A 21,828-nucleotide genomic window follows, 5' to 3' on the forward strand; every position below is an offset into this window, starting at 1 on the left:
GCCGCGGGTTCAGAGCTTGCAGTCCTGGGCGAAGGCGTCGCCGGCGCCGGCCGCCGCCACGCGCAGCAGCCTGGGCACGGGCTTGCCCTGGCCGTCGTCGATGATCTCGATCAGGTGCCAATCCTGCACGGGATGCTGGTTGTTGCCGAAGGCGAAGTTGCCGCGCACCGATTCGAAGCTGGGCTCGCGCATGGCCTGGCGCAGGGCGGGCAGGTCGTCCACCCGGCCGCCGGTGGCGGCGAGCGCGGAACCGATGATGTGCGCGGTGTCGTAGGCCTGGGCGGCATAGAGCGTGGGCGCGCGGCCGTACTCGGCCTGGAAGCGCTCGACGAACGTGCGGCTGGCCGGCACGTCCAGCGCGCTGCTCCACATCGAGATGACGCGGCTGCCGATCGCGAGCGGCCCCACCGCGTCCAGCATGCGCTCGTCCATGCCGTAGGCGGTCAGCACCATGGGGATCTGCTGGGTCAGGCCCGCGCTGCCGTATTGCCGTACGAAATTGATGCCCGAGCCGCCGGTGTGGAACTGGTAGACCGCGTCGGGCGAGAGCGAGCGGATGCGCGCCAGTTCGACCGAGTAGTCGAGCTGGTTCAGCTTGGTGTAGATCTCGGTGACCTCGCCGGCGAAGCTGGACTTGAACCCTTCCAGGGCGTCGCGTCCGCCCTGGTAATTCGCCGCCAGGATCACCATGCGCTTGTAGCCGAGTTCGTTGGCGACGCGGCCCGCGACCTCGTGGCTGGTGTTGTTCTGCGTGGCCGTGGCGAAGTAGTTGGGCATGCAGCGCGCGCCCGCGAAGATCGACGGGCCGGAATTGCCGCTGACGTACAGCGCGTCCTTGGCGACCGAGGGCGCGACGGCGGCGACCACGTTGGAGAACAGCCCGCCGGTGAACACCTTCACGCCGTCGATCAGCATGCGGTCGGTGATCTGCTTGGCACGCGCCGGCTGCAGCGCATCGTCCTCGACCAGCAACTGCACCGGGACGCCGCCCAGGCGGCCGTCGCCTTCCTTGACGGCCAGCGCGAAGCCGTCGCGCGAATCCTCGCCGAGGTAGCCGGCGGGCGTGGACAGCGTGGTCACGAAACCGATGCGCACGGGCTCGGCCGCGCCCGCGAGCGCGGGCATACAGAACAGGGGCGCCAGGAGCGCGGAGATCCAGGGGGTTTTCATCGCTAGCCTCAAGATGTTTGGATTCAGGCGGGAAGCCCGCTCGGCAGGAACTTCTCGTGGAAAAAGCGGTAGTGCTCAAGGCCGGCCGCGTCGAGCCGCTCGCGCAGCGCGTCGACCATCCCGGGCGGGCCGCAGACGTAGATGTCGAAGGGGGCACCGCGCAGGGTGTCGATGTCCAGGTGGTCGGTGACCAGTCCGGATGCGCCGGGCCAGCCGGCATCGGGCCGCGCGAGCACGGGCGTCCAGGTGAAGCCCGGCATCGTGCGTGCGTAGCCGTCCAGCCGCTCGCGCAGGCAGAGGTCGTCGGACTCGTTCACGCCGTAGAACAGGTGGACCGGCGCGGGCAGGGAATCCGCGCGGGCCATGCGCGCCAGCATGGCGAGGAACGCGGAAATGCCCGTCCCGCCGGCCGCGAAGATCGTGGGACGCACGATGTCGCGCAGGTAGAAGCTGCCGTGCGGCGCGCTGAGGGTCAGCTCGTCGCCCACCGTGCAGCGCTCGCGCACGTAGTCGCTCATGGCCCCGTCGGGCAGCAGACGCACGAGCAGCTCGACGGTGTCGGCGCCCGGCGCATTGACGAACGAGTAGGCGCGGGTCTCGCCCGTGTGCGGCACCCGCAGGCGCGCGTATTGTCCCGGCAGAAAGTCCAGGGCCTGGCCGCCGGCCACGGCCAGGCGGATCAGCGCCGCGCCCGGCGAGACCCTTTCCATGGCCGTGACCCGTACAGCGTGCGTGCGCTCGAGCGCGCTCGCGCACAGCGTCGAGGCGAAGTCGAACGAGAAGGCCGCGTCCGAGTGCAGCAGCGTCTGGCAGGAGAGCACCCGGCCCGCGGTGAGTTCGGCGGGCGAGAGCGTCTCGTCGTCCACGTAGGCGAGTGTGTAGCTGCCGCTCTCGCATTGCCCCTGGCAGGTGCCGCAGACGCCTTCGCGGCAGTCGCTGGGCAGTTGCAGGCCCTGGCGCACGGCGGCGTCGAGCAGCGTCTCTTCGGGCGCCACGTCGATGAAGCCGGTGACGCCGTCGGCGAAGCTGAGCGCGGCGCGAAAGTGGGCGGCGTCAGACATGATAAAAATCCAGCACCGCATTGATGGTGTCGTTGAGCAGCAGGCAATGCTTGCGGGCGATGCGCCAGCCGTGCGCGTCGGGGCGCAGCTCGTAGGTGGCGCGGCCGAAGAACATGCCGGCCTCGCCGTGGCGTACGTAGCAGGTCAGCCAGTTCGCATCCGCGCGCAGCAGCCCGTCGGCCTGCCGCGTCGCCCGCACGTTGCTGATCTGGTGCATCGTGCGCGGCAACGGCATGGAAGCCGCCGAGGCCTGCGTGCGCAGCCGGAACACGCGGTCCTCGAGGCCGGCGCGGCTGGGGTAGTAGATGAGCGACATCTCGCGCGTGGGATCGCTGGTATGCACCAGGTCGCCGTCCCATTGTGGCATGTGGAACACCGCGTCCGGCGTGTAGGTCTCGAGGTAGGCGTCCCAGTCGTGCGCGTCGCACAAGGCGGCATGCCGATAGAGGAATTGTTCGACCCGGTGCAGTGTGGCGGCATCGACGGCCTGGCCGTCGACGACCGGCTGGGCGGCGGTGGCGGGAGCGTTCATCATGCGGCCTCCCCGACGTTGCAGGCGACGGTCCGGCCCGCGTCTCGCGCGGGCAGGCCACGCAGCAGCAACTGTTGCCAGGTGCGGTGCTGGTGGACGAACAAGCCCTCGTGGGTCAGCTCGCTCCCGGTGAGCGCCGGCTGGATGCCGAGTGCGCGCGCAGCCGGGGTGGCCTGCGTGCTCCAGGTCTGGCAGCCGCGCGAGATGTCGTTCCAGGCCTCGAGGCGGCCCTCGAAGCCGCGCTGGGCCTCGCGGAACTCGACCAGGTCGTCGGGCGTGCCCATGCCGCTGACGTTGAAGAAGTCCTCGAACTGGCGGATGCGGGCTTCGCGGTCGGCCGCGGCTTCGCCTTTCACGCCGATGCACATGCTCTGGATTTCCGTCTTGTTCCAGGCGAGGGGCCGGATGATGCGGATCTGCGAACTGATGGCGTCCATCACGAACAGACTCGGATAGAGACTGAGGTTGCGCATGCGGTGCATCATCCATTCCGCGCGCTCCTGGCCGAACTCGGCCTGTGCGCGCGGCATCACCGTGCCGTACCCGGGGCGCACCTCGGGGTTGGGAGAGGCGCTGAAGAGCACGCTGTGGCCGTTGGCGAAGCTGAACCAGCCTTCCTCCACGTCGGCCTGGCCGGCGCCCATCTTGCTCAGGTCGATGATGCCCGCGCCGCCGCTGCGGGTGTTCATCGCGTTGCGGTGCTTGACGGTGTTCACGTAGTTGTAGTGCACCGTGCTGACGTGATAGCCGTCCAGACCGTTCTCGTTCTGCAGCTTCCAGTTGCCGTCGTAGGTGTAGGTCGAGCGTCCCGGCACGATTTCCAGCTCGCCCGTGGGCGACTGCTCGACCAGCAGGTCGAGGAAAACCCTGGCGTCGCCCAGGTAGTCTTCGAGCGTATCGGTCGCCTCGGTGTCGAGGCTGACGAAGACGAAGCCGCGGTAGCTCGCGATGCGCGCCCGGCGCAGGCCCCGCGTGCTCTTGTCGAAGTCGGCGGGATACTCGGCCGGCCCCTTGACCTTCACCAGGCGGCCGTCGTTGCGGTAGCACCAGGCATGGAACGGACAGGTGAAGGTCGACTGGTTGCCCTTGGCCGCCCGCGCCAGCGTGGCGCCGCGATGCTGGCACGCGTTGAGCAGGGCATGCAGCCCGCCCTTGGCGTCGCGGGTGACGATGAGCGGCTGGCGGCCCGCGCGCAGCGTCACGTAGTCGTTCGGCCGCGCGAGCTCGCTCTCGTGGCACGCGTATATCCAGACCTTCTCGAAGATGGCCGCCATCTCCAGGTCGAACAGTTCGGGTTCGGTGAAGATGTCGCGGCGGACCCGGTAGACCCCTTCCTGGGGGCGCATGTCCAGACATGCCTCCAGGTAGGCGGACCAGTCCCGCGGTGGGTGTGGGAAATGCATGGCTTGCTCCAGGCGTGTTCGGCTGCCTGGTATTGAGCCAGAGCGGCGGGGCGCGGCCTATCCATCCGCAGGGCGCGTGCTATCCGCTTTCTCGGGGTTGAGAGGCCAGGCCCGGGCTCGTGCACGCAGGCGGAGCGCGCGCACTATCGGCGTGCCGGCGCTCCAGGCTGGTGCGTTCCCGGACCGTGCGCAGGGACGGCCTATCCCGATAGTGGGCAGGGTCTATCCGACTACCGAAATGGCGTGGAACTTGCTGTGATCAGGGCTGTATTCTTGGCCAGGAAAAGGACATCATGGACGCTATGACTCGGAGTCGAGGGTACTCTCTGCACGCCTGTCGCACGGACGCGGACGGCGTCAAGGCCTGGATGTTTCCGATCTGCGGCCCGCACCAGCTACGCGTGAGCCAGGGCCGCATGCGCTTTCAATACCGTGGCGTCACCCTGCATGCGCTGTCGTCCGTCGTCGGCGTCGTCGAGTTCGGGGCCGACGTGGTCGCCGGCATCGAAGGCACGCCGCCGAGCGCGCTCAACTACAACGTGAGCCTGCCGCTCACGGGCGAGCAGGAGCTGTGCGTGGACGGCCGGCTGGTGCGCTCCAGCGCGGACCACGGCATCGTGGTGTCGCCGTTCACCATGCAGGAGCTGGCGATCGCCGGCGACTGCCGCAAGATGATGGTGTCCTTGTCCCAGCAGTCCGTGCACCGCGTGCTGGAAGAGCTGATCCGGCGCGAACCGGAGGTGCCCCTGGTGTTCGAGAGCCGGGTGGAGGCGGTGCAGGGGGCGACGGCCGCGTGGTGGCGCCTGGTGCGCAACCTGGTCGACGACGAGGGCGCGGTCCAGCCCCTGTTCGTCCAGCCGAGCCTGGCCCAGGAGATGGAGAAACTGCTCATCAAGGGCCTCATCCTCGCCCAGCCCAACAACTATTCGGACGAGCTCGCCCGCCTGGGCGAGGCGCGCGTGCCCCACTACGTGCAGCGCGCCCGGAATTTCATGGAGCGCCACCATGGCGAGGACATCGACCTCGACGACGTGGCCGCGGCCGCCGGCGTGTCGCGCGATACGCTGTTCTCCGCCTTTCGCAAGCACTGCGGCATTTCGCCCATGGCCTACCTGAAGCAGCATCGCCTGGAGGAGGTCCGCCGCCTGATCCTCGCCACCGGCAGCGCCGGCAACGTCTCGGCCATCGCCCTGGAGTGCGGCTTGCGGCACCTGGGGCGCTTCGCCGTGGAATACCGCCGGCTGTTCGCCGAGTCTCCGTCCGACACCCTGCGGCGCGCGCGCCGCGCCGCAGCGTGAAACCCACCCCCTACGCGCTGACGCGCGCCCCCTCAAGGAAACGCCGGGCCGTCCCAAGTTTCCTTGTCCCCGTCGGGGGGGACAGGCCGGGCGCAGCCCGACCCTTGGGGGCGCTCCAGCAGGCGGCACTGGCGGACCGGCAGCGCCGTATCCGCGGTGCCCTGGATCGCATCGCCGCAGTTTCATGCGTCGGGGTGGCGCCAACGCTATGGAAAACCTGCAACCATGTCCTATCGCTATACCGTCGACAGCCACACCTACGATTTCCCCGATCTGAAGTCCCTGCTCGCCAAGGCCAGCCCGGCGCGTTCCGGCGACTACCTGGCCGGAATCGGTGCCGCCACCTACGAGGAGCGCATGGCGGCCAAGCTCGCGCTGGCCGACGTTGCGCTCACCACGTTCCTCGACGAGGCGGTCATACCCTACGAGACGGACGAGGTGACGCGCCTGATCGTCGACAGCCATGACGCTGCGGCCTTCGCTCCCGTGCGCCATCTCACGGTGGGCGGCCTGCGCGACTGGTTGCTGGACGATGCGACCGACGCGCGCGTGCTCGCCGCGCTCGCACCCGGCCTCACGCCGGAAATGGCGGCGGCGGTGAGCAAGCTGATGCGCAACCAGGACCTGATCCTGGTGGCCCGCAAGTGCCGCGTCGTCACCCGCTTTCGCAACACCATCGGCCTGCCCGGGCGGCTGTCGGTGCGCCTGCAGCCGAACCATCCCACCGACGACCTGCGCGGCATCGCCGCGAGCATGCTCGACGGCTTGCTGTACGGTTCCGGCGACGCGGTGGTGGGCATCAACCCGGCGAGCGATTCGGTGGGCGCGCTCACCCGGCTCTGGCGCATGCTGGACGCGGTGCGAGAGCATTTCGACATCCCCACCCAGACCTGCGTGCTGACGCACGTCACCACGCAGATCGAAGCGATAGCGGCAGGCGCGCCGATCGACCTGGTGTTCCAGTCCATCGCCGGCACCGAGCAGGCGAACCGAGGCTTCGGCATCGACCTGGCGCTGCTGCGCGAAGCACGGGCGGCCGCGCTGGCGCTGGGCCGCGGCACGGTGGGCGACAACGTCATGTATCTGGAGACGGGGCAGGGCAGCGCCTTGTCGGCCAACGCGCACCACGGCGTGGACCAGCAGACCTGCGAGGCGCGCGCCTACGCGGTGGCGCGCGAGCTGAAGCCCCTGCTGGTCAATACCGTGGTCGGCTTCATCGGCCCGGAGTACCTGTACGACGGCAAGCAGATCATCCGCGCGGGGCTGGAAGACCACTTCTGCGGCAAGCTGCTGGGCGTGCCCATGGGCTGCGACATCTGCTACACCAACCATGCCGAGGCCGACCAGGACGACATGGACAATCTGCTCACCCTGCTGGGCGTGGCGGGCGTGAACTTCATCATGGGCGTGCCCGGCGCCGACGACATCATGCTGAACTACCAGAGCACGTCGTTTCACGATGCGCTGTACGTGCGCCAGGCGCTCGGCCTGCGGCGGGCGCCGGAATTCGAGGCCTGGCTGGAGCGCATGGGCGTGACCGATGCCGACGGCCGCCTGGGCGACGGGCGCAACGCGCTGATCGCGCAGTTGCCGCGGCTGGCGTTGACGGCCTGACCGGGGATCATGAATGACTGCACGAGACGATCGACCGGCCGCGAGCGGGCCGCTGGACCCGCGGGCGCAGGGCCACGATGCCGCATCATCGGCGGCGACCGAGGATGCGCAGGATCTGTGGCGCACCTTGCGCACCCACACCAGCGCGCGCCTGGCCCTGGGCCGGGTGGGGCCAGGCCTGCCCAGCGCCGAAGTGCTGCGCTTCGGCCTGGCGCATGCCCAGGCGCGCGACGCGGTGCACCGGCCGCTGGATGTCGACGCGCTCGCAAGCGCGGTCCGGGCCTTGGGCATGCCCGTGCTGCGCGCCCGCAGCCAGGCGCCGGACCGCGCCACCTACCTGCTGCGCCCGGACCAGGGGCGCCTGCTGGACGAGGCGAGCCGCCAGGAACTGGAGCAGGCCGAGCCCGCGGCCGAGCTGGCCATCGTGGCGGCCGACGGGTTGTCGGCGGTGGCGGTGCAGCATCACGTACCGCCGCTGTTGGCCGAGCTGCAGAAAGTCCACGGCACGGACTGGACGCGCACGCCGGTGGTGATCGCCGAGCAGGGCCGCGTGGCGATCGGCGACCCCATCGGCGCGGCCTTGCGCGCGCGCATGGTGGTGGTCCTGGTGGGCGAGCGCCCGGGCCTCAGTTCGCCGGACAGCCTGGGCGTCTACTTCACCTACGAGCCGCGGCCGGGGCGGCTGGACAGCGAACGCAACTGCATTTCCAACGTGCGGCCCGCCGGCCTGCCCTATGTCGAGGCGGCGGCCAAGCTCGCGTATCTGCTGCGCAAGGGCTTGCGCCTGGGGTTCACCGGTGTGCGCCTGAAGGACGACAGCGAGGCCGCCGTGCTCTCGGCGCCCGGCACGTCGTCCCGGCTCGGCGCCTGAGCGCCGGCACCGGGGCCTCTTATTGCATGCGCGGCAGGCCGGCGGCTTCGATCGCCTTGCCCATCGTGTCGTAGCCTTCGCGCAGCACGTCGGCGTATTCCTGGCCGCTCAGGGTGGCGGGGTCCACGCCCAGCGAGACGAAGTTCTTGCGCACCGTCTCGTTCTCCATGGCGGCGATGGCCGCGGCCTGCAGGCGTTCGCGGGCGTCGGCCGGCGTGCCGCGCGGTACGGCGACGCCCAGCCAGGAGTCGATCTCCACCGGATAACCGGCCTCGCGCAGGGTGGGCACGTCCGGGGCCTCGGGCCAGCGCATCGGGCTGGCCGAGGCGAGCAGCTTGAGCTTGCCGCTCTGGATGTGCGGCAGGATGTCCGACGGGTTCTGGGCGATCACGTCGACCTGGCCGCCGAGCAGGGCCGTGACCGTCTCGGTGCCCGACTTGTACAGGATCTGCTCGAACCTGCCGCCGGTCGCGCGGCCCAGTTCGAACAACGCCAGGTTGTTGGGCGCGGACGGCGCGCCGAAGAACACGCCCTTGCCCTCCTTGGCGGCCGCGACGAGATCGTCGATGCTGTCGTAGCCGGCGTCGGCGCGCACGGCGATGCCGTAGCGGTAGCGGCCAAAGCCGCTGACGAAGTCGAAATCGTCCATGCCGTAGGGCACGTCCATCAGGTGGGGCGCGATGGCGATGGTCGAGTAGGTCACCACGCCCACGGTGTACCCGTCCGGCTTCTGACGCGCCACGTAGGCCGGGCCGAGGGTGCCCAGGGCGCCGGGGCGGTTTTCCACCACCACGGTCTGCCCCAGGGCCTTCTCCATGCCCTGGGCGAGCGCGCGCGCGGCGACGTCGGTGTTGCCGCCGGCGCCGTAGTTCACCACCAGGCGAACCTCGCGCTCCGGGAAGTCGGCCGCCGCCGGGGCCGCCAGGCCGAGGGCCAGCGGGGCGAGGCACAGGGTATTCAGGTATCGATGCATGGGTGTCTCCTTCTTGGTCGGTCGTGCGGCGCAGGCCGGCAAGCCTCAGGGCATGTAGAAGCCCCCGTTGATGTCGATGATGGCGCCGTTGACGAAGCCCGCGGCGTCGCTGCACAGAAAGGCGATGGCGGCGCCCACTTCGTCCGGCGTGCCGAGCCGGCGCACCGGGATCTGCGCGGCATAGCGCTCGTTGACTTCGGGGCCGGCCTGCATGGCCATCTCGGTCAGGATGCGGCCCGGGGCGACGCAGTTGGCGGTGATTCCATGCGGCCCCATCTCGCCGGCGATGGCGCGCGTCAGCCCGATCACGCCGGCCTTGGCGGCCATGTAGCTCGGGCCGGCCACCAGCGACTTGGTGCGGCCGGCGAGCGAGGCGACGTTGACGATGCGGCCGTGCCGCTGCGCCTGCATGCCGGGCAGGAAGGTCTGGCACAGGCGCAGCACCGAGGTCAGGTTGACCTCGAGCACGCGCGCCCATTCGTCGGCGGTGACTTCCAGCACGCCGCTCGAGCGGCCGTCGGGCCGCTTGGGCGAGATGCCGGCGTTGTTCACGAGCAGGGTGACGGGCGCCAGCTCGCGCTCGATGCGCGCCTGCGCGTCGGCGCAGGCGGCGGGGTCGGCGACGTCCAGGACGAGCGCACTGGCACGCGCGCGCAGTTCGGCCGGCACGATGGCCAGATCGATGGGCTGCCGATCGCTGAGCACGACGTGGTGGCCGGCGCGCAGCAGCGCGATGGCCGAGGACAGGCCGATGCCCTGCGCCGCGCCCGTCACCAGGGCGATGCGGGTGCTGTCATGCGCGAACGTGTTCATCAGGCGGCCCTCCCGTCCGGGCGCGGCGACGTGCGGCGGCCGTTCATGCGGCCTCCGGCGTGTAGAACGTGATGGGCGGAAAGGCGTTCTGGTCGCACATCACTTCGATCAAGGTGCTTTCGCTGCGCGCGCGGGCGCGCTCGATGGCGGCCTCCAGCTCGGCCGGGTCCTCCACGCGTTCGCCGGCGCAGCCGCAGGCGCGGGCGATCGCCGCGTGGTCCACCGGCGCGAAGTCCACCGCCGAGGTGTGCGCGCCGAACTTCACGTTCTCGGCATGCTTCTGGTAGCCGAGGATGCCGTTGTTGATGAGCAGCACCGTGACCTTCACCCCCATGCGCGCGGCCGTCTCCAGCTCGGACCAGACGTGGCCGAAGCCGCCGTCGCCCACGACGCAGAAGACCTCGGCGCCGGGCCGCGCGATGGCCGCGCCCAGGGCCATGGGAAAGCCCCAGCCCAGGCCGGCCAGGCCGCGCGGCGTGATGAAGCGCATGCCGGGCGCCAGGCTGACCAGGTAGTTGGCGATCCAGATCGACGAGTAGCTGGCGTCGGCTGCGACGATGGCGTCGGGGGTGAGCGCCTGCTGCAGGGCCTGCATCATGCGCTCGGGCCGGATCGGCCGCTGGCTCGAGGCGCGCACGCCGGCCGACTCGGTTTCGTAGGCGCTGCGGCCTTGCGCGATCGATTGTTCCAGCGCGTCGCGGCGCGCCTTGCGCAGGCCGAGATCCTGGCCGACGAGCGCGTCGGCCAGGGCGTCCAGCGTGAGGCGTGCGTCGCCCGCGAGCCGGACCTGCGCTTCGTAGTTGCGGCCGATCTCCTGGCCGTCCACGTCGATGTGGATGTAGGTGGCGTTGCGCGGGTAGAGCTTCCAGGAGTCCGTGCCGTTCTGGTTGGTGCGCGTGCCGACCAGCAGCACCACGTCGGCGTCGGCGATCAGCGCGCGCTGGTGCCGGGTCGAACCGTTGGGGCCCAGGAAGTACGTCATCACCCCGACGGACAGCGGATGGCGCTCGTCCACGCCGCCCTTGCCCATGACCGTGGTCGCGACCGGCAGGTGGGCCTCGTCCTGCAGGCGCACCAGGGCGGCGCTGGCGGCGGAGACGTGGACCCCGCCGCCGGCGATGACCAGCGGACGCTCGGCCCGCGCGAGCAGGCCGGCGGCGCGCTGCACGGCATCGGGCGCCGCGCAGGCGCGATCGAGCGGGAACCGGCCGAGCGACACCGTGCGCGTGGGCGCGGGGGCGGGCTCGGTGAGCAGATCGGCCGGCAGCAGCAAGGCCACGGGCCCGGGCCGGCCCGAGCAGGCCGCGGCGAAGGCCTGGTCGATGTAGTCCTCGATGCGGCTGGCCACGTTGACGCGGCGCACCCACTTGGTGACCGGGGCGAGCATGCCGATGTGGTCCAGATCCTGGAAGGCGTTGCGATCGGTCTGGTCGCGGTTGACGTCCTGGATCAGGGCGATGACGGGGATCGATACCTTGAGCGCCTCGGCCAGCGGCGCGACCAGCAGGGTGGCGGCGGGGCCGTTCTGGGCGGTGACGACCGCGGGCTTGCCGCTGATGCGGGCGTAGGCGTCCGCCATGTAGCCGCCGGCGTTCTCGGTGCGGTAGGCGATCTGCCGCAGGCCGGCCGCTTCGGCGGCCAGATGCAGCATGCTCGGCAGGCTCTGCCCGAACAGGGTGTCGACGCCGTGGCGTTCAAGCGCCCGCACGATGGCGTGCGCAACGGTGTCCTTGGGCGCGAGCCCGGGGGTTTGCAGGGGCAGGGCCATGCTGTGTCGCTCCTTTGCTTATATTTTATAAAATATATCACCAGGCCGGCGCATCGGGCAATATGGCGCCTGGCAGCAAACGCTTGCAGGAAAGAACGGCCATGAAACACACCCTGACGCCCATGACGAGGCAGAACATCACCGCCGGCATCTACGCCGAGATCAAGCGCCGCCTGATGACGGGCGGCCTGGTGCCGGGCGAGGTGCTGACGCTGCGCTCGATCAGCGAGATGCTGGGCGTGAGCCAGACCCCGGTGCGCGAGGCGCTGCTGCAACTGGTTTCCGAACGCATGCTCGCGATGACGCCGGGCAAGTCGGTGCACGTGCCGGTGCTGGACCGCGGCCGGCTGCAGGATCTGCGCGACATCCGCCTGAACCTGGAAGCGCTGGCCACCGAACGCGCCGTGCCGCGCATTACGCCGGAGGAGGTGCGCCAGCTCGAGGCGCTGCACGCGCGCATGGCGCAGGCCAAGGCCGCCGAAGACATGGAAGGCACCCTGGGCGCCAACTACGAGTTCCACTTCGCGGTGTACCGCGCCGCGCGCATGCCGGACCTGGTGGCGATCATCGAAGGGCTATGGGCGCAGACCGGGCCGTCGCTGACTTATCTCTATCGCCGCCCGTTCGTGCACCTGGAGGGCCCGCACCCGCACCTGGCCCTGATCGACGCCCTGCGGCGCGCCGACACGCCGGCGGCGGTGGCGGCCATCCGAACCGACGTGGGCGGCTACGGCGCGGCGATGATGGCGCGCCTGCCGGTGGGCGCGCAGGACGCGGCGGCCTGAACGTCATCGTCCCGGGCCGCCGGCGGCATGCCGGTCATCGCGCAGCGCCGGGTTCGGCGGCTTGCCGACGATGCCGGATGCAGATCGCCTGCACGCGTCGTCCGCTACAGGCTCGCTCCCCCATCCACCACCATCAGCAGGCCCGTGACGTAGGCCGAGTCGTCGGAAGCCAGGAAAAGCGCTGCGTTGGCAACGTCCCAGGGCGTGCCCTGACGCCCCATGGGACAGCGTGAATCCCTGAACCTGTGGCCTTCGGCAGCCTGTTCCGCGCTCTGGTAGAGCGCGTCGGCATGGGGCGTACGGATCATGCCCGGGACGATACTGTTGCAACGAACCTGGTCGGCCGCGTACTGCCGGGCAATCACCCGGGTCATGTGATTCAGTCCGGCTTTCGAGGTGCTGTACGACAGGAATTGCATGGGGCTCCACTTCAAGCTGGCCGTCGACGACACATTGATGATCGATCCGGCCCGTTGCCTGCGCATGTGGGGCAATACGGCTCGCGAGGTGGCCATGGCCCCCCGCAGATTGATCGCCATGACCCGATCCCAGTCGGCGTCGTCGACCGCCAGCAGGTCGCCCTGGACCTCGACGCCCACGTTGTTATGAAGGACATCGATCCGGCCATGTTCGCGCATGAGCGCGGCGGTCACGGCATCGACCTGCGCGGTATCGGTGACGTCCAGTTCGCGAGCCACGGCCTGGCCGCCTGCCGCACGTATCGCTTCGGCCGTTTCCTGCGCGGCCGCCAGCGAACGGTCGGTGCAAACGACCAACGCACCTTCCCGGGCGAACACGATGGCGCAGGCCGCGCCATTGCCCACCTGGTCTGCGGTGGAGAACGCCTTCTTGAGCGTACCCGCGCCGGTGACCAGCGCGACCTTGCCATGGAGTTTCATGCGGGTTCCTTCGAAAAGCAGGACGAGGCCCGGCGCTGCCGGGATCCAGGCTGCGCGCCAGCGTCGGCCTGGGCTGGACACGGTGGCGCACGGCGTCTCATTGCGTCAGGACGATCTTTCCGAAGTGTTCGTTGCGGCGCATGAGCGCGAACGCATCTTCGGCCTGCTCGAGCGGCAGGCGCACGTCGATGGGCAGGCCGAGCTTGCCGGACTGCAGGGCGGGCCAGAGGTCGGCGCGCACGCGCTGGGCAATCTCGCCGATGTTCTCATCGGTGCGTGTCCGAAACGTCATGCCGAGATACTGGATGCGGCGCAGCGAATGCAGGTCAAAGTCGAAGCGCCCGGTTTCGCCGGCCATCCGGCCCACGTTGACCATGCGCCCGCCGATGGCGGTCGCGCGCATGCTGTCGTTGATCAACGGGCCGGCGAGGAAGTCGACCAGCAGATCTGCGCCCCGCCCCTGGGTTGCGGCCAGGGCTTGCGCTGCCCACTCAGGGTCGCCGCTGTCCAGCGCGAGGTCCACGCCGAAAGCGGACAGCCGGGCGCGGCTGTCCGGCTTGGTCGACGTGCCGATGAGCAAGCCCGCACCCAGGAGCTTCGCCACCTGCAGGCACATGAGCCCGACGCTCGAGGAAGCGCCCAGTATCAGCACCGACTGGCCTGCGCGAAGCTGGCCGAGTTCAGCAAGGGCGGTGTGGGACGTGCGCAGCGCGATGGGCAGACAGGCCGCCGTGTCGTAGTCGACGGCGCTGTCCGGCAGAGGAAAGGCACGGCGCCAGTCGGTGACGGCGTATTCGGCAAAGCCGCCCAGGCCCGAACACATGACACGGTCTGCCTTCCCATACGCCGTGACGGTGCTGCCGAGCGCCACGACCTCGCCGGCCCATTCGAGCCCGAGCGGCGTACCCGCGCCTCCATGCTGTCCGTGCGCCTTGCCGTCCGCAAGCGCCAGGTCGGCCCGGTTCAACGAACTCGCGTGTACCTTGACCAGTATCTGCGTGGGCCCCGGCACGGGGATCGGCACGTCGTCCAGGGAAATGCCGGTTTCGGTTCGTACGAATGCCTTCATGCGTCGTGCTCCCGGTGTGCGCGGGCCTGGCGCCTGCGCGATCCGTGCAGAAGGGCCTGGACGGCCCACCCACGTCGGATCAGGCCTGCGTTGTCACCGGCCCGCAGGACTCCCGCAGTATCAGTTGGGTCTTGACGACGATGCGTTCGGCGCTCGGCGTCTGTGACTTGCGATCGAGCTGCTTGAAGATGAGTTGGGCCGCGCATGTGCCGACAACGTCCAGATCCCAGTTCAGCGAGGTGATCGTCGGGCTGAAGAGCCGGGAGAGGTCGGTGTCGCCGATGCTGATGACGCTGACGTCCCCGGGTACGGTGTGGCCCATGTGGCGTATCGCCTGCAGGACGCCGGCCAGGATGCGTGTCCCCAGGCAGATGAATGCCGTCGGCCGTTCGGCGAACGACAGCAGCGACATGGCTTCGCTGAACGCGAACTCCATGGCCGACTGTTCGGCGCGGATCAGGTTCGGCAACGGCGTCAATCCGCGTTCCTCGAATGCGCGTCGGAAGCCGGCGATACGCTCCTTGCCGGTCCGCAGGTCGCTGGCGGGCGTGAGCAGCGCGACGCGCGTATGGCCCAGGTTCAGCACATACTGGGTCGCCTGCAGGGCGCCGGCATAGTGGTCGACCTGCACGCCGCTGCAGCCCTGGCCGAATTCGCGGTCCAGCGCCACCACGGGCAGTTCGCGCGACAGTTGTTCCAGCAGTTCCGGCGATTCCTTCTCGCAGGGCCCGAGGATCAGGCCGTCCACGCGCCGCCCGCGGAACAGTTCGATCAACGATGTCTCGCGTTTGCGTTCGGAGTGCGTGTTGGCCACCAGAAGCGAGTACCCGGCAGCCTGGAATGCCGTTTCGGCCGCGGTGATGATCTGGGCGTACAAGGGGTTCGCGAGATCCGAGACCAGCAGGCCGATCACGCCCGAGGAGCGCGTGCGCATGCTGCGCGCCACGGCATCCGGCCGGTAGCCGAGCTGTCGCGCGGCCTGCGTCACCGCGGCGATCGCCTCCTCGCTGACGCGCCCTGTGCGGTTGAGCGCCCTGGAGGCGGTGCCGAGTGATACCCCTGCCTGCCTGGCAACGTCCCGAATGGTGACCCGATCCTTCATGATTGCGCTTTTGCTGATGTCGAGGACAGCTACGATACACGCGCTGCTCCTGGGGTATCGGCATGGCGCTACCCGCGCGCGCGGATGGGGGACGCGCCGTCCCAGGCGTCGCAGGCGCGTTGGATCTCCTCGAAATAGTCCCCTTTGCCTCCGGTCAGTTCCGACAGTTCTATCATCCCGCTGGGCAGCTCCGGGTGCAGGAAGTAGCCGAAGCGGCCACGGATTCCCATGCGCCCGCCATGTCCTTCCACGTAACCTCGCGCCAGCAATGTCTCGGCGAACTCGTCGTAGCGATCCAGCGTCCAGTAGGCGACGTGCTGGGCGCATTCTCCCGCGCGCGCCAGGGAATCGCGATACAGCGACGGCGCATCGTCGCGCTGCTGGATCAATTCGAGCTGCAGATCGCCCGAGTTGGCCAGGGCGATGGAAAGCGTCGGCGGCTGCGACGGTCTGCCGTAATAGCGGAACTCGGTGGTGCCCGCGTCTTTCTTGTAGAACCAGGGGCCCACGCCCAGCACGCTCGACCAGTGCCGCATGGCCTGCTCGATGTCCGAGACCACATAGCCGACCTGGCGAATACCGCCGAAGACAATACTCATGATGACTCCTTCTGTCATGGGACGAACATGGCACACCGGCGCAGCGTCTTGTCAGTTCATGTACGCGCCGCCGTTGATGTCCAGCGTCGTGCCGGTCACGTACGTGCTCAGGTCGCTGGCCAGAAACAGGCAGCCGCCTGCTATCTCGTGCGGCCGGCCGGCGCGCTGAAGGGGCCAGGCCTGCGCGGCTTCGTCCTTGCTGGCGTCCGAACGGCCGGTGCGCGAAAAGTCCGTCGTGATCAGGCCCGGCGCGATGGCGTTGACCCGGATGCCGTGCGGCCCGAACTCCTTGGCCATTGCGCGTGTCATGCCCAGCACGCCGGCCTTGGCGGCGCAATAGTGCGCGCCGCCGAAGATGCCGCCGCCGTTCTGCGCCGACAGCGACGAGATGCAGATCACGCTGCCTGATCCTTGTTTGACCATGCTCGGCAGCACCGCTCGAGACAGCAGAAAGACCCCGCGCAGGTTGACGCGGGCAATCCGGTCGAAGTCGGCTTCGGATATCTCCTGGAACGTTGCTTTCTGCGTGACGGCCGCGTTGTTGATCAGGATGTCGATGCGGCCGGACGACCATTCGGCCACTTGCCGGACGGCCCGTTCGCAGTGCGCCATGTGGGCGACGTCACAGCCGAATGCGGCCACTTTGCCGGGATCGGGGTCGATGTCCCGGGCGGCCTCCCGCGCCAGGTCTTCTTCCAGGTCGAGGAGTGCGACGCGTGCGCCATGTTCGACGAAAAGACGTGCGGTGGCCTTGCCGATTCCCTTGGGATGCGACGCACCGGAAATGACGGCCACCCGGTTCTCCAGCAGTTTCATGTTCGTCTCGAATGATGCGGCTCGCGCAGACACTCCCGAGCCCGGGCCGCCCGCGCGCTTTCGCGGCAAGCCTATTGCGGCTCGATGCCGGCTTCGTGGGCGATGGTCTTCCAGGCTGCGATGTCTTCGGCGTTGGCTTTCTGATGCGCCGGCCCGGGAACGAACTGAGCCGTGATGCCCAGGCCGAGCAGCTTTTCCACGACATCGGGTTCCTGCAGGGTGCTCTCCAGCACCGCCGACAGCTTCTGCACGATCGGCTCCGGTGTGCCCGCCGGCACATACATGGCCCAGTTCAGCTCGCGGTCGAAATCGATGCCTTGCTCCTTGTAGCTCGCGACATCGGGCACGCTGGGCGAACGTCGGGTGCAGACGGCCAGGCCCTTGACCTGGCCGTCGCGCACGAACGGCGTGCCGGTGGCCATGTCGACGAAGCCGAGGTCGATATGCCCGCCGATGACATCGGTGACGACCTGCGTCGTGCCCTTGTAGGGCACGTGCTGCAGTTTGACGTTGCCTTGCTGGACCAGCACCTCGCCGCAGAAATGCCCCGTGGACCCCACGCCCCAGCTTGCGTACTGGATCGGCCGGGGTTTCGTCTGCGCGAGCGCCTTGAGTTCGGCCAGGTTGTCGACGGGCAGGTTCTTGGAGGCAATGACGAGGATGGCCGAGGTGCCGATGGCGCCGATCGAGGTGAAGTCCTTGAGGGGATCGTAGGGCAAGGCCTTGTAGACGGCCGGCGAGAGAACGTGCGTCGTCATCCCGCCTATGGTGATGGTGTAGCCGTCGGCCGGGGCCCTGGCGACCATGCCGGTGCCTATGGTGCCGCCCGCGCCGGGCTTGTTCTCGACCACGACGGGTTGCCCGAGTTGCGCCGAGAAGCGCTCGGCCAGTATCCGGCCCAGGGTATCGCCTCCGCCGCCTGCCGAGAACGGCAGCAGCATGCGGATGGGTTGCGACGGATAGTCCTGAGCCAGCGCGGCCGGTACAACGAATACGGCCGATAGCAGGGCCGCGGATAGAACGCTTTTCATGCTGAGTCTCCTCCGGTTCGTGCGTTGCGGGTCTCCCTGGGTCGACCGAGCCGGGAGATCTTGGTATTCGAGCGAGCCGGCCATGCTGCCCTGTGGCGCCAGCGCCGGTTTCACCCGGGGGAATGCCACGGTGCCTCAGAGCAGGCCGAGCGAGCGCAGTTTGGCGTCCTGACAGGAGTAGGGACGCTCGCAGACGATCTTGTCGGAGCCTGGCGCGAACTCGAAGGAGGCCGCCATGCGCACGCGGAACGTGCGCCCCGTGGGCTCGTACGTTCTGCCGTTGACGGTGAAGGCGCCGCGATGCGTGCCTTCCAGCCAGAATTCCACCAGCACGGTGTCGCTGTCGTCGGCAGCGGCGACGGCGATGATGTCGTTCCTGAGATCCGGGAACGCTGCGCGCGATGTGTGGAAGTACTCCATGACCTCCTGCCTGCCGTCGAAGACGGCGCCGCTGGCGTGCATTTCGTACCGCGGATGCTGGAACGTATCGAGAACCTTGTCCCATTCGTGCACGCATTCGAGCGCCATGTGATCTTTCACGGTCTGGATGCGGGCTGCGCGCAGGTCGTTTGCCATCGGTGTTGTTCCTCCTGGCCAGCCGAGCGATGCGAACTGCGGCTGGGATGCTTCACGTTCGGCCGGAAGCTGTCATGCGCATGATGTGGAAACGTTCACGCAAATTATCGAAATTTTTTGGCTGGTCAGAAAGATGGGGTTTACCCTGGAAGAGCAAGGATGCGGTTTTTACCAAGAGAAATTAATTGCTTGATGGATTTCTTCGGTGGCGGAGAAGGCATGTCGCTACATGGAACGTTTCCACTGGCGAGCAGAAAGTGCGCCGTGAGGGGAGCAGGCGCGCACTGTGTGCGGCCAGCCGGGCCAGCCGCTCGAGCCGGCCCGCCGCCCGTCTTCAGGCCGTTACCGCGATCGGCCCGGCCTCGCGGTCGAGGTCGGGCATGATCAGCGGGCGCACGGGCTGTGCGCGCTGTTCGAGTTCCTCGCGGGCCGCGCGCAGGATGCGGTAGACGTCGGCGTCGAAGCGGGGCGGGGCCTCGCGGGCCAGCACCGCGGCCTCCTGCGCGTCCTGCGCCGTGCCGACATAGGCCCAGCGATTGAGCACGTGCAGCACCCCGCCGTTGCCCGGCAGGGCGATCGGGCCGCCGTAGGGCCAGGGCTCGACGCGGTGCGGCGCCAGCGCCTCGCACAGGCGGGCGTAGTGCAGGTGGGTCGGTTCGTGGCCCAGGCAGGCACCCAGGCAGCGGCGCAGTTGCCGCGCGAAGCAGGGCTTGCCGGGCGTCTGCTTCTCCAGTCCGGTATGGACTGCGCACAGGCCATGCTCGTCCACGCGCTCGCGCAGCCAGCCGCGGGCCGCCGCGCGGCTGGCGAACAGACCGTAGACCTCTGCGTCCACGCCGATGCCCGGATCGTTGGCGCCGGTGAGCACGAGCTGGCCGGAGACCAGGTCGGGCACCAGGCGCCAGGCGTAGGTGTTCTGCCGGGGCCGCAACTGTCGGTTGTAGAGCGGCGCGAGCGCCTTGACCTGGCTTGCCTCGACCAGCAGGGCCTCCAGTTCGGAAGCCGTCTCGGTCCACGCCACGCGCCGCACCTGCTGCGAAAGCTCCATGCTCGCGGTGCGCCGATGGTCGCCCGAGAAATGCGACAGCACGCGCCGGCGCAGGTCCACGGCCTTGCCGATGTAGAGCGGCGCGCCGCGCTCGTCCTCGAAGCGATACACGCCCGGCGCGTTCGGCAACTGCTCGGGCAGCTCGGCCGGCAGCGCCGGCGGCAGGCTGGGCAGCTCGCACAGCTTGCGCACGGTCTGCAGCAGCAGTTCGGGCGCGAATTCGGTGCGCGCCATTTCCCAGAATGCATGGATCGCGCGCGCGTCGCCCAACGCGCGGTGGCGCCCGCCGTCGGCCTCGCCCATGCGCAGGCCATGCCGGGCGATCAGCGCGTCCAGGCTGTGGCTGTCGGCTTGCGGGTAGAGGCGGCGCGACAGGCGGACCGTGCACAGCACGTTGGCGCGAAAGTCGGCGTCCATGCGCGCGAACGCGTTCTTGATGAAGCCGTAGTCGAAGCGGGCGTTGTGCGCGACGAACACATGGCCGCTCAGCAGGCCGACCAGTTCGCCGGCGAGCGCCTCGAAGGGCGGCGCATCGGCCACCATGGCGTCGGTGATGCCGGTGAGCGACTGGATCGCGCGCGGGATCGGGCAGCCCGGGTTGACGAAGCTGCGCCACTCGTGGACACCGTCGTGCCCGACTCGCACCACGGCGATTTCGGTGATGCGGTCGTGCTGGGCCGACCCGCCCGTGGTTTCGATGTCGACGAAGGCGAGATCGGGAAAGGAATGCTGCTGCATGCGCGCGATTGTACTGCCGCGCGGCCCTAGCCGGCCGCGCCGCGGGCGGCGGCCAACTGGCCTTCGACCAGGGCGGTGAAGGGCGCGAGCAGGGCGTCGTGCCGCGCGGGCGCGTCGAGCGTGTCCAGCGCGGCGGCGATGGCCTCGATGGTGGCGAGCGCGCTCTCGAAGCAGGCGCGGCGCACGGTGTAGCGCGAGCCCCGGCCCGGCGGCAGGGGCAGGCGGGGCAGGGCCGCCAGGCCGGGGTGGGTGCGGACCAGGCGGCGCGCCTGGCGCCAGGTGCCGTCGGGCACGATGAGGCGGCGCGGGCGGGCGCCCGGCGCCGCCGTCCCGGCATGGCCCGCCTCGGGTGGGAACAACAGCCAGCTTTCCTCGTCTTCCCACAGGCTGCTCGGAAAGCTCAGGCCCACGTGCAGCTCGGCATCGGCCAGCCCGAGCACGGCCAGGCGCGCGGTGTTGAGCGGGTGGCGCGCTTCGTCGGGGTGCTGGAGCACGATGACGCGGGTACGATTCGACAAGATACGAACATGCGCGCACAGGCAGTGCGAGACCGGGCGCCGGCAGCGCGGGCACGCCAGGCGTCCGGATGGGGAGGAAACGCAGGACATGACGCAGCATACCGTAGGCATCCCGCTGGTCCACGAACTGCTGCGCGAGCCCGCCGCGCGCGGCGTGGACATCGCGGCCGTGCTGCGCCGCGCGTACATCTCGCCGGCCCTGCTCGAATCGGACCAGGCGCGCGTGTCGCGCAGCCAGTACGCGGCGCTGATGCGCACGGTCAAGCGCGTGATGCGCGACGAGTTCTGGGGCTGGGGCGGGCAGCCGCTGCCACCCGGCACTTTCGCCGTGCTGTGCCGCCGGCTCGTCGGCCTGCCGGATCTGGGGGCGGCGCTGCGCGACGCCGTGGCCTTCCTGCGCCTGTTCCTGCGCGAGCTGCAGCCGCGTCTGGTCCTGCGCGGGGACGCTGCGATCCTGCTGGCCCGGCGCAAGGGGCAGCCGCTGCACGGCGCCTACGATTTCGGCGTCGCCACCCTGATGTTCGAGTGCCTGCAGGTGGCCGGCTGGCTGGTCGATCGCAGGCTGGAGCCGCGCTGCGTGACCTTCCGCTGCCGGCGGCCCGAGCACATCCGCGACAGTGTGCGTCTGCTCACGCCCAACCTGCACTTCGAGCAAGGCGAGAACAGCATCGTGCTCGACGCGGGCCTGCTGCAGTTGCCCGTCGTGCGCGATGCGCAATGTCTGCGCCGTTTTCTTGCGGCCATGCCCGAGAACCTCATCCTGCCCTATCGGGCCAGCAGCGGCGCCGGCGCCCAGGTGCGCCACCATCTGCGCCAGTTCCCCTTCGACGCCCAGCCCAGCCTCGAACAGTGCGCCGCCAGCCTGGGCGTGGCGCCGCAGACCCTGCGCCGGCGCCTGAGCGACGAGGGCACGGGCTTTCGCGTCATCGCCGCCGAGCTGCGCCGCGACGCGGCGATCGGGCTGCTCGCGCGGCGCGATCTCTCGCTCAGCCAGATCGCCGGCATGCTGGGTTTCTCCGAGTCGAGCACCTTCCATCGCGCCTTCAAGAAGGCCACCGGCGTGGCGCCCGGCGAGTACCGCCGGCATCACCTGACGGGAGCGGCGGACGCATCGCAGGCCTGAGCGTTTGGGTCAATCGCTGGA

At 69.4% G+C, this 21,828-nt stretch carries 21 protein-coding genes; 5 read left to right on the forward strand and 16 right to left on the reverse strand.

All coding sequences use genetic code 11. The features are described 5' to 3' along the window. Positions 1-9: 9 nt before the first annotated feature. The 4 genes from FOZ76_RS05765 to antA are packed head-to-tail and all read right to left on the reverse strand — an operon-like array spanning position 10 to position 4,166. Positions 10-1,170, reverse strand: a complete 1,161-nt coding sequence (locus tag FOZ76_RS05765; protein WP_143947185.1) for an ABC transporter substrate-binding protein — start codon at positions 1,168-1,170, stop codon at positions 10-12. A gap of 23 nt (positions 1,171-1,193) precedes the next feature. Then, entirely contained in the window at positions 1,194-2,231 is a 1,038-nt protein-coding gene (gene antC / locus FOZ76_RS05770; protein ID WP_143947186.1) for an anthranilate 1,2-dioxygenase electron transfer component AntC, read from the reverse strand. After that, positions 2,224-2,766, reverse strand: coding sequence for an anthranilate 1,2-dioxygenase small subunit (gene antB / locus FOZ76_RS05775; protein ID WP_246129311.1), 543 nt, complete (start codon positions 2,764-2,766; stop codon positions 2,224-2,226). The genes antC and antB overlap by 8 nt, the downstream gene beginning before the upstream one ends. Beyond that, positions 2,763-4,166, reverse strand: a complete 1,404-nt coding sequence (gene antA / locus FOZ76_RS05780) for an anthranilate 1,2-dioxygenase large subunit (RefSeq protein ID WP_143947187.1) — start codon at positions 4,164-4,166, stop codon at positions 2,763-2,765. The genes antB and antA overlap by 4 nt, the downstream gene beginning before the upstream one ends. Before the next feature lie 293 nt (positions 4,167-4,459). On the opposite strand from antA, the gene FOZ76_RS05785 reads away from it, so the two are divergent. From FOZ76_RS05785 to eutC, 3 genes are all read left to right on the forward strand, one after another. Then, entirely contained in the window at positions 4,460-5,464 is a 1,005-nt protein-coding gene (locus tag FOZ76_RS05785) for an AraC family transcriptional regulator (RefSeq protein ID WP_143947188.1), read from the forward strand. 225 nt (positions 5,465-5,689) lie between these two features. Further along, entirely contained in the window at positions 5,690-7,078 is a 1,389-nt protein-coding gene (locus FOZ76_RS05790) for an ethanolamine ammonia-lyase subunit EutB (RefSeq protein WP_143947189.1), read from the forward strand. A 13-nt stretch (positions 7,079-7,091) separates the two neighbouring features. Continuing rightward, positions 7,092-7,949 carry an ethanolamine ammonia-lyase subunit EutC gene (gene eutC / locus FOZ76_RS05795; protein WP_143947190.1) on the forward strand — a complete coding sequence of 286 codons (858 nt, stop codon included), beginning with the start codon at positions 7,092-7,094 and terminating at the stop codon, positions 7,947-7,949. A gap of 19 nt (positions 7,950-7,968) precedes the next feature. Here eutC and FOZ76_RS05800 read toward each other — a convergent pair whose 3' ends face one another. The 3 genes from FOZ76_RS05800 to FOZ76_RS05810 are packed head-to-tail and all read right to left on the reverse strand — an operon-like array spanning position 7,969 to position 11,503. Further along, complete coding sequence (locus FOZ76_RS05800) at positions 7,969-8,922, reverse strand: tripartite tricarboxylate transporter substrate binding protein (protein ID WP_143947191.1); 954 nt, start codon at positions 8,920-8,922, stop codon at positions 7,969-7,971. A 45-nt stretch (positions 8,923-8,967) separates the two neighbouring features. Then, on the reverse strand, positions 8,968-9,735 hold the full coding sequence (locus FOZ76_RS05805; RefSeq protein ID WP_143947192.1) for a 3-oxoacyl-ACP reductase: 768 nt from the start codon (positions 9,733-9,735) through the stop codon (positions 8,968-8,970). Positions 9,736-9,778: 43 nt separating this feature from the next. Beyond that, positions 9,779-11,503: an acetolactate synthase catalytic subunit gene (locus tag FOZ76_RS05810; RefSeq protein WP_143947193.1), complete on the reverse strand. Its 1,725-nt coding sequence runs from the start codon at positions 11,501-11,503 to the stop codon at positions 9,779-9,781. Between the two features lie 101 nt (positions 11,504-11,604). Here FOZ76_RS05810 and FOZ76_RS05815 point away from each other — a divergent pair, with 101 nt between their 5' ends. Further along, complete coding sequence (locus tag FOZ76_RS05815) at positions 11,605-12,288, forward strand: GntR family transcriptional regulator (protein ID WP_143947194.1); 684 nt, start codon at positions 11,605-11,607, stop codon at positions 12,286-12,288. Positions 12,289-12,392: 104 nt separating this feature from the next. Here FOZ76_RS05815 and FOZ76_RS05820 read toward each other — a convergent pair whose 3' ends face one another. The 9 genes from FOZ76_RS05820 to FOZ76_RS05860 all read right to left on the reverse strand — a co-directional run bounded on the left by FOZ76_RS05820 (position 12,393) and on the right by FOZ76_RS05860 (position 20,795). Further along, a complete protein-coding gene (locus FOZ76_RS05820; RefSeq protein ID WP_143947195.1) occupies positions 12,393-13,187 on the reverse strand; it encodes an SDR family NAD(P)-dependent oxidoreductase in 795 nt (264 codons plus the stop codon). 97 nt (positions 13,188-13,284) lie between these two features. Beyond that, entirely contained in the window at positions 13,285-14,256 is a 972-nt protein-coding gene (locus tag FOZ76_RS05825; RefSeq protein ID WP_143947196.1) for a quinone oxidoreductase family protein, read from the reverse strand. 79 nt (positions 14,257-14,335) lie between these two features. Beyond that, positions 14,336-15,358: a LacI family DNA-binding transcriptional regulator gene (locus tag FOZ76_RS05830; RefSeq protein WP_143947197.1), complete on the reverse strand. Its 1,023-nt coding sequence runs from the start codon at positions 15,356-15,358 to the stop codon at positions 14,336-14,338. Between the two features lie 68 nt (positions 15,359-15,426). Further along, on the reverse strand, positions 15,427-15,957 hold the full coding sequence (locus FOZ76_RS05835; RefSeq protein WP_143947198.1) for a VOC family protein: 531 nt from the start codon (positions 15,955-15,957) through the stop codon (positions 15,427-15,429). A gap of 51 nt (positions 15,958-16,008) precedes the next feature. Further along, on the reverse strand, positions 16,009-16,773 hold the full coding sequence (locus tag FOZ76_RS05840) for an SDR family NAD(P)-dependent oxidoreductase (RefSeq protein ID WP_143947199.1): 765 nt from the start codon (positions 16,771-16,773) through the stop codon (positions 16,009-16,011). A gap of 71 nt (positions 16,774-16,844) precedes the next feature. Next, positions 16,845-17,804 (reverse strand): Bug family tripartite tricarboxylate transporter substrate binding protein, encoded by a 960-nt coding sequence (locus tag FOZ76_RS05845; RefSeq protein WP_143947200.1) that lies wholly within the window; start codon positions 17,802-17,804, stop codon positions 16,845-16,847. A 135-nt stretch (positions 17,805-17,939) separates the two neighbouring features. Further along, complete coding sequence (locus FOZ76_RS05850) at positions 17,940-18,380, reverse strand: ester cyclase (RefSeq protein ID WP_143947201.1); 441 nt, start codon at positions 18,378-18,380, stop codon at positions 17,940-17,942. A 334-nt stretch (positions 18,381-18,714) separates the two neighbouring features. Next, on the reverse strand, positions 18,715-20,166 hold the full coding sequence (locus FOZ76_RS05855) for an exonuclease domain-containing protein (RefSeq protein WP_143947202.1): 1,452 nt from the start codon (positions 20,164-20,166) through the stop codon (positions 18,715-18,717). Between the two features lie 26 nt (positions 20,167-20,192). Beyond that, complete coding sequence (locus tag FOZ76_RS05860; RefSeq protein WP_342781863.1) at positions 20,193-20,795, reverse strand: tRNA-uridine aminocarboxypropyltransferase; 603 nt, start codon at positions 20,793-20,795, stop codon at positions 20,193-20,195. Here FOZ76_RS05860 and FOZ76_RS05865 point away from each other — a divergent pair. Further along, on the forward strand, positions 20,773-21,807 hold the full coding sequence (locus FOZ76_RS05865) for an AraC family transcriptional regulator (protein WP_170235306.1): 1,035 nt from the start codon (positions 20,773-20,775) through the stop codon (positions 21,805-21,807). The two genes, FOZ76_RS05860 and FOZ76_RS05865, sit on opposite strands and share 23 nt — an antisense overlap. Positions 21,808-21,828 lie beyond the last annotated feature (21 nt).

This window comes from Verticiella sediminum (assembly GCF_007558815.1).
Taxonomy (GTDB): domain Bacteria; phylum Pseudomonadota; class Gammaproteobacteria; order Burkholderiales; family Burkholderiaceae_B; genus Verticiella; species Verticiella sediminum.

Bases quoted from the DNA above. Each gene is read 5' to 3' on its own strand.
- FOZ76_RS05785 (WP_143947188.1), top strand. From the start codon at position 4,460: ATGGACGCTATGACTCGGAGTCGAGGGTACTCTCTGCACGCCTGTCGC.
- FOZ76_RS05810 (WP_143947193.1), bottom strand. From the start codon at position 11,503: ATGGCCCTGCCCCTGCAAACCCCCGGGCTCGCGCCCAAGGACACCGTT.
- antA (WP_143947187.1), bottom strand. From the start codon at position 4,166: ATGCATTTCCCACACCCACCGCGGGACTGGTCCGCCTACCTGGAGGCA.
- FOZ76_RS05765 (WP_143947185.1), bottom strand. From the start codon at position 1,170: ATGAAAACCCCCTGGATCTCCGCGCTCCTGGCGCCCCTGTTCTGTATG.
- FOZ76_RS05840 (WP_143947199.1), bottom strand. From the start codon at position 16,773: ATGAAACTGCTGGAGAACCGGGTGGCCGTCATTTCCGGTGCGTCGCAT.
- FOZ76_RS05800 (WP_143947191.1), bottom strand. From the start codon at position 8,922: ATGCATCGATACCTGAATACCCTGTGCCTCGCCCCGCTGGCCCTCGGC.
- antC (WP_143947186.1), bottom strand. From the start codon at position 2,231: ATGTCTGACGCCGCCCACTTTCGCGCCGCGCTCAGCTTCGCCGACGGC.
- antB (WP_246129311.1), bottom strand. From the start codon at position 2,766: ATGATGAACGCTCCCGCCACCGCCGCCCAGCCGGTCGTCGACGGCCAG.
- eutC (WP_143947190.1), top strand. From the start codon at position 7,092: ATGACTGCACGAGACGATCGACCGGCCGCGAGCGGGCCGCTGGACCCG.
- FOZ76_RS05835 (WP_143947198.1), bottom strand. From the start codon at position 15,957: ATGAGTATTGTCTTCGGCGGTATTCGCCAGGTCGGCTATGTGGTCTCG.
- FOZ76_RS05865 (WP_170235306.1), top strand. From the start codon at position 20,773: ATGACGCAGCATACCGTAGGCATCCCGCTGGTCCACGAACTGCTGCGC.
- FOZ76_RS05820 (WP_143947195.1), bottom strand. From the start codon at position 13,187: ATGAAACTCCATGGCAAGGTCGCGCTGGTCACCGGCGCGGGTACGCTC.
- FOZ76_RS05860 (WP_342781863.1), bottom strand. From the start codon at position 20,795: ATGCCTACGGTATGCTGCGTCATGTCCTGCGTTTCCTCCCCATCCGGA.
- FOZ76_RS05805 (WP_143947192.1), bottom strand. From the start codon at position 9,735: ATGAACACGTTCGCGCATGACAGCACCCGCATCGCCCTGGTGACGGGC.
- FOZ76_RS05845 (WP_143947200.1), bottom strand. From the start codon at position 17,804: ATGAAAAGCGTTCTATCCGCGGCCCTGCTATCGGCCGTATTCGTTGTA.
- FOZ76_RS05830 (WP_143947197.1), bottom strand. From the start codon at position 15,358: ATGAAGGATCGGGTCACCATTCGGGACGTTGCCAGGCAGGCAGGGGTA.
- FOZ76_RS05825 (WP_143947196.1), bottom strand. From the start codon at position 14,256: ATGAAGGCATTCGTACGAACCGAAACCGGCATTTCCCTGGACGACGTG.
- FOZ76_RS05815 (WP_143947194.1), top strand. From the start codon at position 11,605: ATGAAACACACCCTGACGCCCATGACGAGGCAGAACATCACCGCCGGC.
- FOZ76_RS05855 (WP_143947202.1), bottom strand. From the start codon at position 20,166: ATGCAGCAGCATTCCTTTCCCGATCTCGCCTTCGTCGACATCGAAACC.
- FOZ76_RS05790 (WP_143947189.1), top strand. From the start codon at position 5,690: ATGTCCTATCGCTATACCGTCGACAGCCACACCTACGATTTCCCCGAT.
- FOZ76_RS05850 (WP_143947201.1), bottom strand. From the start codon at position 18,380: ATGGCAAACGACCTGCGCGCAGCCCGCATCCAGACCGTGAAAGATCAC.